The 13,478-nt window shown below is 66.5% G+C and carries 17 protein-coding genes; 9 read left to right on the top strand and 8 right to left on the bottom strand.

Annotated features, from left to right (window positions below; all coding sequences use genetic code 11):
- Positions 1 to 108: 108 nt before the first annotated feature.
- Positions 109 to 207: a 30S ribosomal protein bS22 gene (locus tag ACRB8A_RS15465; protein WP_003792170.1), complete on the top strand. Its 99-nt coding sequence runs from the start codon at positions 109 to 111 to the stop codon at positions 205 to 207.
- A 121-nt stretch (positions 208 to 328) separates the two neighbouring features.
- On the opposite strand, the gene ACRB8A_RS15460 is transcribed toward ACRB8A_RS15465, so the two are convergent.
- Positions 329 to 1,147: an HAD family hydrolase gene (locus tag ACRB8A_RS15460; RefSeq protein ID WP_432245054.1), complete on the bottom strand. Its 819-nt coding sequence runs from the start codon at positions 1,145 to 1,147 to the stop codon at positions 329 to 331.
- A 76-nt stretch (positions 1,148 to 1,223) separates the two neighbouring features.
- Here ACRB8A_RS15460 and ACRB8A_RS15455 point away from each other — a divergent pair, with 76 nt between their 5' ends.
- Positions 1,224 to 1,478 (top strand): glutaredoxin family protein, encoded by a 255-nt coding sequence (locus tag ACRB8A_RS15455; RefSeq protein ID WP_050684433.1) that lies wholly within the window; start codon positions 1,224 to 1,226, stop codon positions 1,476 to 1,478.
- A 102-nt stretch (positions 1,479 to 1,580) separates the two neighbouring features.
- The gene (locus ACRB8A_RS15450; protein WP_056596524.1) at positions 1,581 to 2,276 is read left to right on the top strand and encodes a redox-sensing transcriptional repressor Rex; all 696 of its coding nucleotides are present in this window, start codon (positions 1,581 to 1,583) and stop codon (positions 2,274 to 2,276) included.
- Between the two features lie 52 nt (positions 2,277 to 2,328).
- On the opposite strand, the gene ACRB8A_RS15445 is transcribed toward ACRB8A_RS15450, so the two are convergent.
- Positions 2,329 to 3,003 carry a hypothetical protein gene (locus ACRB8A_RS15445; RefSeq protein WP_432245053.1) on the bottom strand — a complete coding sequence of 225 codons (675 nt, stop codon included), beginning with the start codon at positions 3,001 to 3,003 and terminating at the stop codon, positions 2,329 to 2,331.
- 243 nt (positions 3,004 to 3,246) lie between these two features.
- Positions 3,247 to 3,795, bottom strand: a complete 549-nt coding sequence (locus ACRB8A_RS15440; RefSeq protein ID WP_050684436.1) for a YceI family protein — start codon at positions 3,793 to 3,795, stop codon at positions 3,247 to 3,249.
- Positions 3,796 to 3,992: 197 nt separating this feature from the next.
- Here ACRB8A_RS15440 and ACRB8A_RS15435 point away from each other — a divergent pair, with 197 nt between their 5' ends.
- From ACRB8A_RS15435 to ccsB, 5 genes are read left to right on the top strand one after another with little or no spacing between them, the layout of a single operon-like run.
- Positions 3,993 to 4,673 carry a histidine phosphatase family protein gene (locus tag ACRB8A_RS15435; RefSeq protein ID WP_432245052.1) on the top strand — a complete coding sequence of 227 codons (681 nt, stop codon included), beginning with the start codon at positions 3,993 to 3,995 and terminating at the stop codon, positions 4,671 to 4,673.
- Positions 4,674 to 4,732: 59 nt separating this feature from the next.
- Positions 4,733 to 5,311, top strand: a complete 579-nt coding sequence (locus tag ACRB8A_RS15430) for a TlpA family protein disulfide reductase (RefSeq protein ID WP_050684473.1) — start codon at positions 4,733 to 4,735, stop codon at positions 5,309 to 5,311.
- A gap of 12 nt (positions 5,312 to 5,323) precedes the next feature.
- Positions 5,324 to 6,079 (top strand): cytochrome c biogenesis CcdA family protein, encoded by a 756-nt coding sequence (locus ACRB8A_RS15425; protein WP_432245051.1) that lies wholly within the window; start codon positions 5,324 to 5,326, stop codon positions 6,077 to 6,079.
- On the top strand, positions 6,079 to 7,806 hold the full coding sequence (resB, locus tag ACRB8A_RS15420) for a cytochrome c biogenesis protein ResB (RefSeq protein WP_432245050.1): 1,728 nt from the start codon (positions 6,079 to 6,081) through the stop codon (positions 7,804 to 7,806). Before ACRB8A_RS15425 ends, resB begins: the two co-directional genes overlap by 1 nt.
- Positions 7,806 to 8,894, top strand: a complete 1,089-nt coding sequence (ccsB, locus tag ACRB8A_RS15415) for a c-type cytochrome biogenesis protein CcsB (RefSeq protein ID WP_432245049.1) — start codon at positions 7,806 to 7,808, stop codon at positions 8,892 to 8,894. Before resB ends, ccsB begins: the two co-directional genes overlap by 1 nt.
- 119 nt (positions 8,895 to 9,013) lie before the next feature.
- Here ccsB and ACRB8A_RS15410 read toward each other — a convergent pair whose 3' ends face one another.
- Positions 9,014 to 9,406 carry a PLD nuclease N-terminal domain-containing protein gene (locus ACRB8A_RS15410; RefSeq protein WP_050684441.1) on the bottom strand — a complete coding sequence of 131 codons (393 nt, stop codon included), beginning with the start codon at positions 9,404 to 9,406 and terminating at the stop codon, positions 9,014 to 9,016.
- 62 nt (positions 9,407 to 9,468) lie between these two features.
- Here ACRB8A_RS15410 and ACRB8A_RS15405 point away from each other — a divergent pair, with 62 nt between their 5' ends.
- The gene (locus ACRB8A_RS15405; RefSeq protein ID WP_050684474.1) at positions 9,469 to 9,783 is read left to right on the top strand and encodes a DUF4229 domain-containing protein; all 315 of its coding nucleotides are present in this window, start codon (positions 9,469 to 9,471) and stop codon (positions 9,781 to 9,783) included.
- Positions 9,784 to 9,789: 6 nt separating this feature from the next.
- Here the strand turns inward: ACRB8A_RS15405 and ACRB8A_RS15400 are convergent, their stop codons facing one another.
- The 4 genes from ACRB8A_RS15400 to ACRB8A_RS15385 form a co-directional block, all read right to left on the bottom strand.
- Positions 9,790 to 10,671: a 1,4-dihydroxy-2-naphthoate polyprenyltransferase gene (locus ACRB8A_RS15400; RefSeq protein ID WP_056596539.1), complete on the bottom strand. Its 882-nt coding sequence runs from the start codon at positions 10,669 to 10,671 to the stop codon at positions 9,790 to 9,792.
- Positions 10,672 to 10,743: 72 nt separating this feature from the next.
- Positions 10,744 to 11,928, bottom strand: a complete 1,185-nt coding sequence (locus tag ACRB8A_RS15395) for an AMP-binding protein (RefSeq protein WP_200933610.1) — start codon at positions 11,926 to 11,928, stop codon at positions 10,744 to 10,746.
- 14 nt (positions 11,929 to 11,942) lie between these two features.
- Positions 11,943 to 12,896 carry a 1,4-dihydroxy-2-naphthoyl-CoA synthase gene (locus ACRB8A_RS15390; protein ID WP_432245048.1) on the bottom strand — a complete coding sequence of 318 codons (954 nt, stop codon included), beginning with the start codon at positions 12,894 to 12,896 and terminating at the stop codon, positions 11,943 to 11,945.
- Positions 12,897 to 12,918: 22 nt separating this feature from the next.
- Positions 12,919 to 13,359: a VOC family protein gene (locus ACRB8A_RS15385; RefSeq protein WP_050684444.1), complete on the bottom strand. Its 441-nt coding sequence runs from the start codon at positions 13,357 to 13,359 to the stop codon at positions 12,919 to 12,921.
- Between the last annotated feature and the right edge of the window lie 119 nt (positions 13,360 to 13,478).

Raw genomic sequence — 13,478 nt, 5'->3', positions numbered from 1 at the left:
AAGGAACGTTTTACGTCATTGTTGGAATCTGTCGGTTGTGCAGTTCGTAGCTTTGTCCACGGACCATCCCAACAGACAGGTACTGCATCTAGTTTGTGAGGAACTTTCGTGGGTTCAGTTATTAAGAAGCGTCGCAAGCGTATGGCCAAGAAGAAGCACCGCAAGCTGCTTCGCAAGACCCGTCACCAGCGCCGCAATAAGAAGTAGAGATACTTCGTACAGCGTGGAAATGCCCGTCGCCTTCCAGGTGGCGGGCATTTTGCTGCCCTCTCCCAACTAGGTAGCAGTTGTTGTCGTTATGAGCGCTCATAACGACAACAACTGCCAGTTAGATGCGGGGGCCGCGGATCCGGGCGAAACCTTTCCACAGGCCGTAGACGGCGCCGCAGGCGGTTGCCACCTTCAGGCCGAAGGTCGCGGCGCGGCGGCCGGCGCGGAAGTCGTACACCGGCCAGCTGTTGTCCCGGGCGTGCCGCCGGAGCCGGGCGTCCGGGTTGATGGCCACCGGGTGCCCCACCAGGCTCAGCAGCGGGATGTCGTTGTAGGAGTCGCTGTAGGCCCAGCAGCGCGACAGGTCCAGGCCCTCGGCTTCCGCAATACCCCGGACGGCCACCGCTTTGGCGGAGCCGTGCAGGATGTCACCCACCAGGCGGCCCGTGTAAAGGCCGTCCGCCACTTCACCCACGGTGCCCAGGGCTCCGGTGAGTCCCAGCCGGGTGGAAATCACTGTGGCGACTTCGATGGGAGTGGCGGTCACCAGCCACACCCGCCTGCCCACCCGGAGGTGTTGCTGGGCCAGGGCCTTGGCCCCGGGCCAGATCCGGGAGGCGATCATCTCGTCATAGACTTCCTCGCCGAGCGCCTTGATGTCGGCAACACTGATGCCGGCGGCGAGGGTGAGGGCTGAATCGCGGACGGCATGGACGTCGTCGATGTTTTCGCCACGGGCAACAAACTTGAACTGCTTCCACGCCATGCCCGCGGCCTCCCGCAGCGTGAACGCCCCGCGCTGGTGCATCTTCCTGGCCACGTGGAACAGGCTGGCACCGCGCATCAGGGTGTTGTCCACGTCGAAGAACGCCGCCTCGCCCGGCTGCGGCGCAGCAACCGGGCTTGTGACGACGGCGACATATCTCTCCACGGGCATGGACTCGAGTCTAGTCAATCCGCAGGCCCGGCGGCGTCGCGTCACCGGACAGCGTCAGCGGGGCTACGGTTAAGGCATGGCTGCACCCACCGTTGTCCTGATCACCAAAGCCGACTGCCACCTATGCGAGGAGGCCCGCCGCACCGTGGGCAGGGTGGCCGCTGAACTGGGGCTGGAGTGGTCCGAGGAACAGGTGGACCAGCAGCCGGAACTCCGCGAGCGGTATGCCGAGGAGATTCCCGTGGTGCTGGTGGACGGGGTGCAGCGCGACTTCTGGAAAATTGATGAAAACCGGCTGGCCCGGCTCCTGCGGCGCGCGCTGGCGGAGTAGGGACCGCACGTGGCAGGCGGCCGGCCTTTGCGGGCAGGTGCTTTGTTGGCACTGGCGCCGGGGCTTTAGAGTGGAGTTCCAACGTGATGCAAGGAGGGGCTGGTGACTTCGCTGGACCCAACGCCCCAGGCTGTCCCGGACCTGCCGGACGCCTCGGCCAAGCAGATTCCCCCCGCGGCCGTGGCCCGGTTGACCATTTATCTGCGCGCCCTCAATACGCTCCTGGCTGACGGTGTGGAGCGGGTCTCCTCCGAGTCCCTGGCCGAGGCCTCCGGCGTCAGTTCAGCCACGCTGCGCAAGGACCTCTCCCATGTGGGTTCCTACGGCACCCGCGGTGTGGGCTACGAGGTGCAGTACCTCAGCCGCCACATTGCCGCCGCCCTGGGCCTGACCCACGACTGGAAAGTCGCAATCGTTGGTGCCGGCAACCTGGGCAAGGCATTGGCAAGGTATGGCGGGTTCGAGTCCCGCGGCTTTGACGTGGTGGCCATCTTCGATGCCGACCAGATGGTGGTGGGGAACGAGGTGGGCTGGCTGCGTGTCAGCGACGTGGCAGACCTTGAAGCCGTGCTGCAGCGCACGGGGGCGAACATGGTGGTGCTGGCTTTGCCGGCCGCCGTTGCCCAGGGCGTCTGCGACAGGGTGGTGGCGGCCGGAGTGAACAGTGTCCTCAGCTTCGCCCCCGTGATGCTGCAAGTCCCCGAGGGCGTCAACCTGCGAAAGGTGGACATGGCCACCGAACTGCAGATTCTTGCGTACCACGCACAGCGGGCGCAGGCCCCGGGTCAGACCGCCTAGGTTCCGGCGGTTCCGGGGCCCACGCCCGCAGGGGTGGTGGTTTCAGCCGGGCTTAGCGGCCGTACGGGCTGCCGCCGTATGGGTTGGCAAACGGCTGCTGCTTCCGAAAGTAGGGCGCAGCCTTGGGCAGGTAAAGCAGCACGATTGCCACAATGCCGGCCACGGTGCCCAGGGTGCCGATGGAGGGGATGCCAAAGAGGCCGATGATGGACAGCGCCGCGAAGACGGTGCCCAGGATGCGGGCCCAGTTCTTGCCCTTGCGGACAAAGAAGGCCACCATGAGGTACAGGGCAACGCCGATGATGGCGAAGACCACCAGGGAGCCGGTCATAAAGCCCTTGACGTCTTCATAGGAGACTCCGCTGCCCTCAAGCTGATCGTCGATGGGACCGCGCATTGCAGGATCATCCAGCTGGCCCAGGCCGGTGAACATCGAGATTACATAGATCACGGCCGAGGCGATGATGAGCCAGAAAGAGATGGTCACCAGCTGCGGAACGCCATTGGTGCCGGCATCCTCAGGCTGCCCGTACGGGGACTGCGCATAGGGCGACTGGCCGTACGGGGGCTGTCCGGCAGGCTGCTGGTTCCAGGCGGGAGCCTGCGGTGGGTTCTGGCCGAACTGCGGCGGGTTCTGGCCGTACTGCGGTGCGTTTTCGCCATAGCGGGGCTGGCCGGGCTGCGGCTCGCCTGACTGCGGATCATTCGGGACGGGAGGAGTGCTCATGAAGCGGTCCTTTGCTCTCGGATTTCCAGGTGGGCTGCCGGGGGAGCGGACCTGGGCCGTACCCCCAGCATGGCTTCCTTCCACCGTACCCTTGCGCGTGCGCGTTATGGGTCATTCCTGGGAGGTATTCCGAGGGCCCGCGGGCTGCGCGGCCGGGGCGTTAAACGCCGAACCCCGGCACTGGACCTGACGGTCCGGTGCCGGGGTTCCGGGTACTGCCAGTCAGGCAGCGGGGGCGATCAGTTACGCGGCCGGAGCGATGAAGGCCAGTTCCAGGCTGATGGCAACCTTGTCGCTGACCAGGACGCCACCGGTCTCCAGGACGGCGTTCCAGGTGAGGCCGAAGTCCTTGCGGCTGATGGTGGTCTCGGCGGAGACGCCGGCGCGGGTGTTGCCGAACGGGTCAACGGCCACGCCGTTGAATTCGGTGTCCAGGGTGACCGGACGGGTAACGCCCTTGATGGTGAGGTCGCCGGCGAGTTCGTAGCTGTTGCCCTTGGCAACCAGGCCGTTGGAAACGAAGGAGATTTCCGGGAACTGCTCGACGTCGAAGAAGTCGCCGCCGCGGACGTGGCCGTCGCGGTTGGCGTCGCCGGAGTCGAAGCTGGCGGTCTTGATGGTGGCGTTAATCCGGGAATCGGCGACGTCCTCGGCCAGCTCAAGGGTGGCGGCTGCGTCGGTGAACTGGCCGCGGACCTTGCTGATGCCTGCGTGCCGGACGGTGAAGCCGATCTCGCTGTGGGAGTTGTCGAGGGTCCAGGTGCCGGTGGTGATGTCTGCGGGAAGTGCCATGGTGTGCTCCTTGAGGTGTTATGCCGGGTTCGGTTCGCTGGGACTCGATAACTTGAAGTCTCAACTAACTGCTGCATCCAGTATAAACATGCATTTGCATGTTTTGTTCCCTCCTGCGGAACATTTCTTCAAAAACTTAAGTTCTACTGGATGTAGAAGATTTCGGATCGCACGCCATCTTTGAGAAACTGGTAAACATGCCCCAAGCCACTGTCCATCTGCTCCGCCACGGCGAGGTCCATAATCCTGATGGCGTCCTGTACGGCAGGCTGCCCGAATTCCACCTGTCCCGGCTGGGCCAGGAGATGGCCCAGCTGCTGGCGGAATACTTCCGGGAACGGGCCGCCGCCGGTGCCCGCATCACCTACCTGGCAGCGTCACCGCTGGTCAGGGCCCAGGAAACCGCCGCGCCCACGGCTGACGCCCTGCACCTGCCGGTCCATACGGACAGCCGGATCATCGAGGCCCAGAACTACTTCGAGGGCATGAAGGTCAGCAAGGCGGAGCTTCGCCGGCCCCGGCACTGGCCGCACCTGGTCAACCCGCTGCGGCCCTCCTGGGGCGAACCGTACAAGGAGCAGGCCGCCCGGATGATGGCCGCCATCCAGGACGCCAGGCTCCAGGCCATCAACCTGGCTGCAGGCGATTTTGGCGCTGACGGCCCCGAGGCCATCATGGTCAGCCACCAGCTCCCCATCTGGGCCACGCGGCTCAGCGCGGAAGGCCGCCGGCTGTGGCACGATCCACGCAAACGCGAATGCACGCTCACGTCGGTGACCTCCCTGGTGTTCGACGACGGCGGGAACCTTGCGGACGTCCGTTACAGCGAGCCCGCTGCCGCACTCCTCCCCGGTGCGGCCAGCACCCCGGGAGCCTGACCATGGCCCGGAACATCGACCGGGGGACCGGCAACCTGCCCCTCACCTCGCGCCGCAGCATGCTGGTCACCGGCGGCCTGGCCCTGACGGCCCTGACAGTTGGCCTGTCCGGCTGTGCCCAGGAGGACGCCCTGGCCAAGCAGGCCAAGGCAGGGGACAACAAAAACTACGTGGCCGGTGACGGCTCCGTCACCGAATTCGCCGCCGCGGACCGCAAATCCGCCATCCAGGTCAGCGGCACCCTGTTTAACGGCACTGACGTGGCACCCGCCGACTTCCAGGGCCAGGTCACGGTGCTGAACTTCTGGTTCGCCGCCTGCGCGCCGTGCCGCGTCGAGGCGCCGCTCCTGGAGGAACTGCACCTGGAGTTCAAGGACCAGGGCGTCCAGTTCTTCGGCGTGAACCTCCGGGACGAGAAAGCCACGGCTGAAGCGTTCGATAAGACGTTCAACCTCACCTACCCCAGCTTCGACGACAAGGATGGCGGCGTGCTGCTGGCCGTCTCGGGGCTGGTCCCTCCCGGCGCGGTCCCTACCACCCTGGTCCTGGACAAGCAGGGCCGGGTGGCTTCCCGCGTCCTTGGCGAGATCCAAAAAGGCACGCTGAAAGCCCTCATTACCGCCGCCGTGGCAGAGTAGCCCCGGGCGCCCGTGAACAGCCCCTTCGCTGAAACCATCCTCAACGGCTCGCTGCTGCTGGCCATCCCGGTGGCGCTGCTGGCCGGCCTGGTGTCTTTCCTCTCACCGTGCGTACTGCCCCTGGTGCCCGGCTACCTGGGATACGTGACCGGGCTCAGCGGCGTTGACCTGCAGAAGCAGAAACGTGGCCGGATGTTCGCCGGAATCGGGCTCTTCGTCCTGGGCTTCTCCGTGATCTTTGTCCTGCTGGGCGGCGCGTTCGGCCAGCTGGGCACCCTGATCACCGGCTCGCAGAACGCATGGATCACGCAGCTGCTGGGCATCCTGGTGATCATCATGGGTGTGGTCTTTATGGGTGGCCTCGGCTGGCTGCAGCGCGACGCCAAAATCCATGCCAAGCCGCCCGCCGGCCTTTGGGGCGCCCCGTTGCTGGGGCTGACCTTCGGACTGGGCTGGGCGCCGTGCATCGGCCCCACGTACTCCGCAGTGCAGCTGCTGAGCCTGTCCGGCGGCTCCTCCGCCGCCAAGGGCGCCTTCCTGGCCTTTGTGTACAGCCTGGGCCTGGGCATCCCCTTCCTCCTGATCGCCCTCGCGGTCCGCCGGGGGATGGGTGTGATGTCCTTCTTCCGCAAGCACCGCCTGGCCATCCAGCGGACCGGCGGCGGCATCCTGGTGCTGCTGGGCATCCTGATGGCCAGCGGTGTCTGGGGAACCTGGGTGACCGGGCTGCAGTACTGGTTCCAAACCGATGTGAAGTTGCCGATCTGATGAGCGAGCGTGTGAAGGTAAAAAAGAAATCCCCGGCCCCCGTCGCCGCCGCGAAAGCGGACGCGGCGCTGCCAGCCCTCGGGATCAAAGGTATGCTCCGCTGGGCATGGACCCAGCTGACCAGCATGCGCACGGCGCTGTTCCTGCTGCTGCTCCTGGCTGTTGCCGCGGTGCCGGGTTCCCTGTTCCCGCAGCGCCCCGCGAACCCCTCGATCGTCACGCAGTACATCAAGGACAACCCGGACTACGGCAAGGTGCTTGATGCGCTGCAGCTCTACGATGTGTATTCCTCCGCGTGGTTCTCGGCCATCTACCTGCTGCTTTTTGTCTCCCTGATCGGCTGCGTGGTGCCCCGCGCCATCGCCCACTTCAAGGCGATGCGGTCGCAACCGCCGCGGACCCCCCAACGTCTCTCCCGCCTCCCCGAGTACGGCACCCTGGTGATACCGGCCGACGCCGGGATCCCGGCGTCGGACGCCATCAACGGCGCCGCCGGGCTGCTCCGGAAGCGCGGCTACCGCGTGGACGTCCGGGACGCCGACGGCGCGCGGCCTTCGATCGGTGCCGAACGCGGCTTCGCCAAGGAGGTGGGCAACCTCATCTTCCACACCTCGCTGATCGGTGTCCTGGTCTCCGTGGCGCTGGGCGGCCTGTTCGGCTACAGCGGCCAGCGCATCCTGGTGGAGGGTGACACGTTTGTGAACACGCTGGTGGGCTACGACCAGTTCACCCCCGGCACCAACTTCCAGTCCGGGCAGCTGGAACCGTACTCCATCCAGCTGAACAAGTTCGACATCACCTTCGACCGGGAATCCCAGGGTAAGTTCGGCCAGCCCATCGACTTTTCGGCGGCTGTCACCACCAAGGAAAACCCGGACGCCCCCGCCCGGGACGAGACCCTCAAAGTCAACGACCCCATCACCCTGGGCGGCACCAGCATCTACCTCACCGGTAACGGCTACGCCCCGGTGGTGACCGTCCGTGACGGTGACGGGAACGTGTCCATGCAGGGCCCGGTGGTGGCCAAGCTCCAGGGCGACAACTACTACTCCTCCGTGGTGATCAAGGTTCCCGACGCCGCCCCGGACCAGCTGGGCTTTGTGGGCTTCTTCCTGCCCACCGCGTTCATCACTCCGGAAGGCGTCTCCTTCAGCGCCGACCCCGAACTGTTCAACCCGCAGCTGACGCTGAACTCCTACTACGGGGACCTGGGACTGGACAACGGGGCACCGCAGAACGTCTTTGAACTCGACGTTGAGGACCTCACGCCGCTCAACGCCCGGAACCTCGACGCCGGCGGCATCACCCTCACCCCCGGCGCCTCCTACACCCTTCCGGACGGTAAGGGCAGCATCAGCTTCGACGGCGTCAAGCGCTACATCGGCGTGGACATCCACCACAACCCCGGCCAGGCCTACGCCCTGGCGTTCGCGCTGCTGGCTGTCGCCGGGCTTATCCTGTCCCTCTACATCAACCGGCGCCGCGTCTGGGTCCGGACCGGGACCCATGAGGACGGCCGGACCATGGTGGAATACGGCCTCCTGGCCCGCGGCGAGGACCACAGGCTGGCCGCCGAAGCGGCAGCCCTGAAGGGGCTGTTCGCCACCGAATGGCAGCTGGAACCCGAATCCCCGGACGCATCCCAGCAAACTCCCAGCAGCAAGCGCGATAATAACGCAGGCTCCCCCACCCCAGCAGGCCCCGCCGGGCCCGAAAAGGACCAGTAATGCCGTTCGGAATCAACGAGACCATGGGCCAGTACAGCGAGCTCTTTATGCTGCTGGCCGCTGGCACCTACACCATCGCGTTCATCGCGTTTGCCTGGGACCTGGCCAAAAGCAGCAAGGCCCTGCGCGCCATCGACCTGAAGGCCGCACAGGCCGAGTCACCCACCAGGGTGCCGGTTGCGGCCGGGGCGGCGCAAGCCGGCTCCCGCTCCGACGCGTCGCATCTGGCCGGGCCTGCGGGCCGGGCCGAACGTCCGTCGTCGGCCGTGGCTGCCGGAAACGGCGGCGGGGTCATCACCGCCGACGGCGACATGAAGTACGCCGCCGAGCGCCGCGCGCCCGCGCGTATTGCCGTGGCCCTGACCGTCCTGGGCGTCCTCATCCACGCCGCCGGCGTCATCACCCGCGCCTTGGGCGCCGGGCGGGTGCCGTGGGGCAACATGTACGAATTCCTGACCACCGGCGCGTTTGTGGCCGTGGCCGTCTTCCTGCTGGTGCTGATCCGCCGCGACCTGCGGTTCCTGGGCACCTTTGTGGTGGGCCTGGCCATCATCATGCTGGTGGCGGCATCCGTTGCCTACTTCACCCCGGTGGGGCACCTGGTGCCGGCCCTGCAGAGCTACTGGCTGATCATCCACGTCTCCATCGCGGTGCTCTCCTCCGCCCTCTTCACCCTGACGTTCGCCATGTCCGCGCTGCAACTGGTGCAGTCGCACCGGCAGAAGACCGTGGCTGCCGGCGGCGCGGACAAGCTGGGCTTCATGCGCCTGGTCCCGTCCGCGCTGAGCCTGGAAAACCTCTCCTACCGCATCAACGCCATCGCCTTCATCGGCTGGACCTTCACGCTGATGTTCGGTGCCATCTGGGCCGAGAAGGCCTGGGGCCGGTTCTGGGGCTGGGACACCAAGGAAGTCTGGACCTTTGTCATCTGGGTGGTCTACGCCGGCTACCTGCACGCACGCGCCACCAGGGGCTGGACCGGAACCCGGGCAGCCTGGCTCTCGATCGTTGGCTACCTGTGCGTGGTCTTCAACTTCACCATCGTGAACCAGTTCTTCAACGGCCTGCACTCCTACTCGGGGCTGTAAGGCACCTGCAACGCCCCGGAGGGGGCTGCAAACCACAACGGGCCCTGCCTGGCTGATCCAGCCGGGGAGGGCCCGTTGTGTGTTGCCGGAGTTGCCGGTGTAGCCGGGGGAGCGGGCTGCTACTTAAGCCCGTCCGCGTCGTGTTCGTCGGATTCGTGTTTGTCCGTGCCGGTGCCCTCTTGCCGGTCCCGGGCCTCAAGGTCGGCCTGCAGCTTCTTCAGCCGCTCCGCCTCAGTCTGGTTGCGCCGGCGGGACTCGAGGTTCCGCAGGAATTCGGGATCGTCGTCCGGGGCGGTGGGGTGGCGGCGGGCCTGCTGCTGCGGCGGGGTGCCGCGCGGGCGGCCGATCAGCAGCCACAGGATCGCGCCGACCACGGGCAGGACGATCATCACTACGATCCAGGCCGGTTTGGAGATGCCCCGGGTCTGACGGGCGTCGGTACGGATCACATCCACGAGGCCATACACGAAGATGACGAGGACTGCGACGGCCAGAGCCACACGGAAGAGCATGCCATCAAGTCTATCGTTACCTGCAGGGCAAGGGCCCGGGCGGGAGGCCGCTAAACTTGAATGTGGCCTTTTTGAAATATTCCCTCATCCGTCTTGCGCTGTTCGTCCCGCTTTTCGTGTTGTTCACGATCCTGCAGTTGGGCGCCCTGATGTCAGTCATCTGCGCTGCGCTGATTGCGTTCGCCGTCAGCTACCTCTTTTTCCAGAAGCAGCGTGACGCCGCCGCAGCCAACCTGCACCACCGGTTCTCCGGCAAGGCCAAGCCCATGCGGTCCGCCGGGGAGGTCCAGGACGCCAACGCCGAGGACGCCCTGCTGGACGCCAACCCGGACATCGCCATCAGCAACAACACCAAGGACCCCGGGGCCCGCAGCTAGCGTTTGCTAGAAGCCGTGGCTGAGCACCAGGCCTGCGGCGAACAGCACGCTGTATCCGAGGTTGATCAGGCCGGTCTGCTTCAGGACCGGGATCAGGCTCTTGCGCTTGCGGCCGTTGATCATCAGCCAGGCGGGCATCAGGCACGCGGGGATCAGCAGCAGGACAATCAGCATCCACGGGCGGGTCGGGGCCAGGATGACCACCAGCAGGATGGCCACGGCCAGCATCAGGACGTAACTTTCCCGGGCGTGCTTGTCGCCCAGCCGGACGGCCAGGGTCTTTTTGCCGGCCTGCAAGTCCGTGGGGATGTCCCGGACGTTGTTGGCCATCAGCAGGGCGGTGGCGATCAGGCCGGTTCCCACGGCGCCGATGATGGCAGGCAGGTCGATCTGGCCCGCCTGCGTGTAGGTGGTGCCGAGGGTGGCCACCAGGCCGAAGAACACAAACACAAACACGTCGCCCAGGCCCATGTAGCCGTACGGGTTTTTGCCGCCGGTGTAGCCCCAGGCCGCCATGACGCAGCCCAGCCCCACAAGGATCAGCCACCAGCTCTGGGTGATGACCACCAGGACCAGGCCAAACGCCATGGCCACGCCAAAGCACGCGAACGCGGCGAGTTTCACATGGTTCGGCTTGGCGGCCCCGGACCCCACCAGGCGCAGCGGACCCACCCGGTCATCATCCGTGCCGCGGATGCCGTCCGAGTAGTCATTGGCGAAGTTCACGCCCACCTGCAGCAGCAGCGCCACGAGCGCCGCCAGGATGGCGTTGAACAGAAGGAATGAATCCATCCCGTAGGCGGCGGCGGAGCCGATCAGCACCGGCGCAATCGCGGCAGGCAGCGTCCGGAGTCGGGCGCCTTGGATCCATTGAGCGGCTGTGGCCACGGTCAGTACCTCATGTTGGTTCGGGAAAACGGCAGGCCGGCTACGCGGCCGCCGCAATGGTGCAGGTCCACTCTACTTTCCCGCGTGCCGGGCGCTGAGCTCCGCTGTCATGGCCAGCCGGTCAGGTTTGCCGTTGGGGAGCATCAGCAGGTCCGGCGCCACCAGCACGGTTTTGGGGGCGAGGTGCCCCAGGGCATCGTGCCATTCGGCGGCCAGCCCGGCGGCGGGGTCCCCGCTGCCGCCCTCCGCCCCGGCGAACGCGACGTAGGCCGCCACGGCCTGGCCCCATTCCGTGGACGGAACGCCGGCCACAAAAGCCGCGGAGACGCCGTCGTTCTTCTCCAGCTCAGCCTGCACCAGCGCGGCGGAAACCTTAACGCCGCCGGTGATGATCACATCGTCAGCACGGCCCAGGACGGTGAGCCGGCCGTCGCCGTCAATGCTGCCCAGGTCGCTGGTCCGGTACCAGCGCACGCCGTCCTCCTCGAAGAAGGTGCGGGTTTCCTCATCCGGGGCCTCAAGGTAGCCGGCGGTGATGGTGTCGCCGCCCAGCAGGATCCGGCCGTCCTCGGCCACGCGCATGGAGACGCCCTCCATCGGGTAGCCGTTGTAGACGCAGCCGCCCGAGGTTTCGGCCGAACCGTACGTGGTGACTACGCGGACCCCGGCCTCCGTGGCGGCTGCCAGCAGCGACGCCGGCGCGGGCGCACCGCCCAGCAGGATGGCGTTGAAGCGGCGGAGCACGGCGAGGGTCTCGGGGGAGGGGTGGTCCAGCAGCCGGCGCAGCTGCGTGGGGACCAGGGACGTGAAGCGGATCTTGTCCGTCAGTTCCAGGGCCGCCTGGGTGAAGGCCTCCGGCGTGAACCCGCCGGACATGTCCATCACCCAGGGCCGGGTGCCGGCGAACAGCGACCTGACCAGCACCTGGATGCCGGCCACGTACTGGACGGGCAGCGCCAACAGCCACTGGCCCTCGCCCTTGAGCGCCAGCGCCGTGGCCATGGAGGACGCCGCCAGGGATTCCACCGTCAGGATGGTCGCCTTGGGCGTGCCGGTGGATCCGGAGGTGCGGACCACCGCCACGGCGTCGTCGCAGCCGGGGGTTTCGACGTGTCCCACCACCAGGGCGCCGTCCGCGCCGAGGGAAAGTTCGACGGCGGGACCCTCACCGTGGAGGGCGGCCGCCAGGGCCTTGAGTGCGGGATCGATGTCCAGGGGCCCGCCGGGGGCTGCCGTGCTGTTCTCTGCACTGTTCATTTGCATTGCCTGCCTTAGAAGTAGTGCGGGAAGTTGGACCAGTCGGGGTCGCGTTTTTGCAGGAAGGCTTCCTTGCCCTCCACCGCCTCATCCGTCATGTAGGCCAGCCGGGTGGCTTCGCCGGCGAACACCTGCTGCCCGGCCAGGCCGTCGTCGGCCAGGTTGAACGCGAATTTGAGCATCCTGATGGCCTGCGGGGACTGCCGGGCGATGTCCGCCGCGTACTCCAGGGCCACTTCCTCGAGCCGTTCATGGTCCACTGCTTCGTTGACGGCACCCATCCGGACCATGTCCTCCGCGGAATATTCGCGGGCCAGGAAGAAGATTTCCCGGGCCGCCTTCTGGCCGATCTGGCGGGCCAGCAGCGCCGAGCCGTAACCGGCGTCGAAACTGCCCACAGTGGCGTCCGTCTGCTTGAACTTTCCGTGCTGGCGGGACGCGATGGTGAGGTCAGCCACCACGTGCAGGGAGTGGCCGCCGCCGGCCGCCCAGCCGTTGACCACGGCGATCACCACTTTGGGCATGGTGCGGATCAGGCGCTGGACCTCCAGGATGTGGAGCCGGCCCGCGCGGGCCGGGTCGATGCTTTCCTGGGTCTCGCCGTCCGCGTAGCGGTAGCCGTCCCGGCCGCGGATCCGCTGGTCCCCACCGGAGCAGAACGAGTGCCCGCCGTCCTTGGGCGAGGGGCCGTTGCCAGTGAGCAGGACGGTGGCCACGTCCGGACTCATCCGGGCGTGGTCCGTGGCGCGGTAAAGCTCGTCCACGGTGCCGGGCCGGAAGGCGTTCCGGACCTCGGGCCGGTTGAACGCGATCCGGACTGCAGGCAGGTCCCGGACCCATCCGCCGTCAGCATCCCGCTCCACCTGGCGGTGGTAGGTCATGTCCTGGAAGTCGTCGAATCCGGACACAACCCGCCAGCGGGTGGGGTCGAAGACGTCGGACACCGGTGCGGGGATTTGATTGCTCACCGTGCAAGTCTAGTAATTGGCCTCAGCTGATGCAGAACTCGTTGCCTTCAGGGTCCGCCATGGTGTGCCAGGAATGTGGGCCCTGGCTGGCGGTCCACAGGAACGTGGCACCCCTGGTTTCGAGCTCACTGCGCACCTCGTCCTTGTCCCGGCCTGCCAAGTTCAGGTCCCAGTGCACCCGGTTTTTGCCGGTCTTTTCCTCCAGTCCGATCTGGAAGAGCAGCCGACGGGTGGGGGCCTTGGACGCTATCTCCTCCGGCGGGCGGATGGCGGCGCCGTCCTTCCACACCAGGTTTCCGCGGTGCGTGATGGTCTGGTCCCCGGTGGCGAACCCCTGCTCGATCATGGACCGGATGAAGGCTGCGTCCTGCGGCTCCACCGCCCACTGCAGGGTTTCAGCCCACCAGTCGGCCAGCTGGTGGGGGTTCCGGCAATCAATGACAATCTGGATATTCAGTCCCATCCAACCAAGGTACGGTGGCAGGTGCTCCGGTGGAAGGTTGTGCTTGCGTGCCAGGTGCGGATCGGGGTGGCATGCGGCTGCGGGGAAGCGCTGCCAGGCCTTGCGGGAAAACGCCTATA

The organism is Arthrobacter sp. G.S.26 (genome assembly GCF_050847375.1).
Taxonomy (GTDB): domain Bacteria; phylum Actinomycetota; class Actinomycetes; order Actinomycetales; family Micrococcaceae; genus Arthrobacter.
This window is presented reverse-complemented; position numbering and strand designations above follow the sequence as displayed.

Excerpts from the sequence above, each read along its gene's own strand:
- ccsB (WP_432245049.1), top strand. The coding sequence starts at position 7,806 with ATGCCGTTCGGAATCAACGAGACCATGGGCCAGTACAGCGAGCTCTTT.
- ACRB8A_RS15460 (WP_432245054.1), bottom strand. The coding sequence starts at position 1,147 with ATGCCCGTGGAGAGATATGTCGCCGTCGTCACAAGCCCGGTTGCTGCG.
- ACRB8A_RS15395 (WP_200933610.1), bottom strand. The coding sequence starts at position 11,928 with ATGAACAGTGCAGAGAACAGCACGGCAGCCCCCGGCGGGCCCCTGGAC.
- ACRB8A_RS15410 (WP_050684441.1), bottom strand. The coding sequence starts at position 9,406 with ATGCTCTTCCGTGTGGCTCTGGCCGTCGCAGTCCTCGTCATCTTCGTG.
- ACRB8A_RS15430 (WP_050684473.1), top strand. The coding sequence starts at position 4,733 with ATGCTGGTCACCGGCGGCCTGGCCCTGACGGCCCTGACAGTTGGCCTG.
- ACRB8A_RS15385 (WP_050684444.1), bottom strand. The coding sequence starts at position 13,359 with ATGGGACTGAATATCCAGATTGTCATTGATTGCCGGAACCCCCACCAG.
- ACRB8A_RS15455 (WP_050684433.1), top strand. The coding sequence starts at position 1,224 with ATGGCTGCACCCACCGTTGTCCTGATCACCAAAGCCGACTGCCACCTA.
- ACRB8A_RS15440 (WP_050684436.1), bottom strand. The coding sequence starts at position 3,795 with ATGGCACTTCCCGCAGACATCACCACCGGCACCTGGACCCTCGACAAC.
- ACRB8A_RS15445 (WP_432245053.1), bottom strand. The coding sequence starts at position 3,003 with ATGAGCACTCCTCCCGTCCCGAATGATCCGCAGTCAGGCGAGCCGCAG.
- resB (WP_432245050.1), top strand. The coding sequence starts at position 6,079 with ATGAGCGAGCGTGTGAAGGTAAAAAAGAAATCCCCGGCCCCCGTCGCC.
- ACRB8A_RS15435 (WP_432245052.1), top strand. The coding sequence starts at position 3,993 with ATGCCCCAAGCCACTGTCCATCTGCTCCGCCACGGCGAGGTCCATAAT.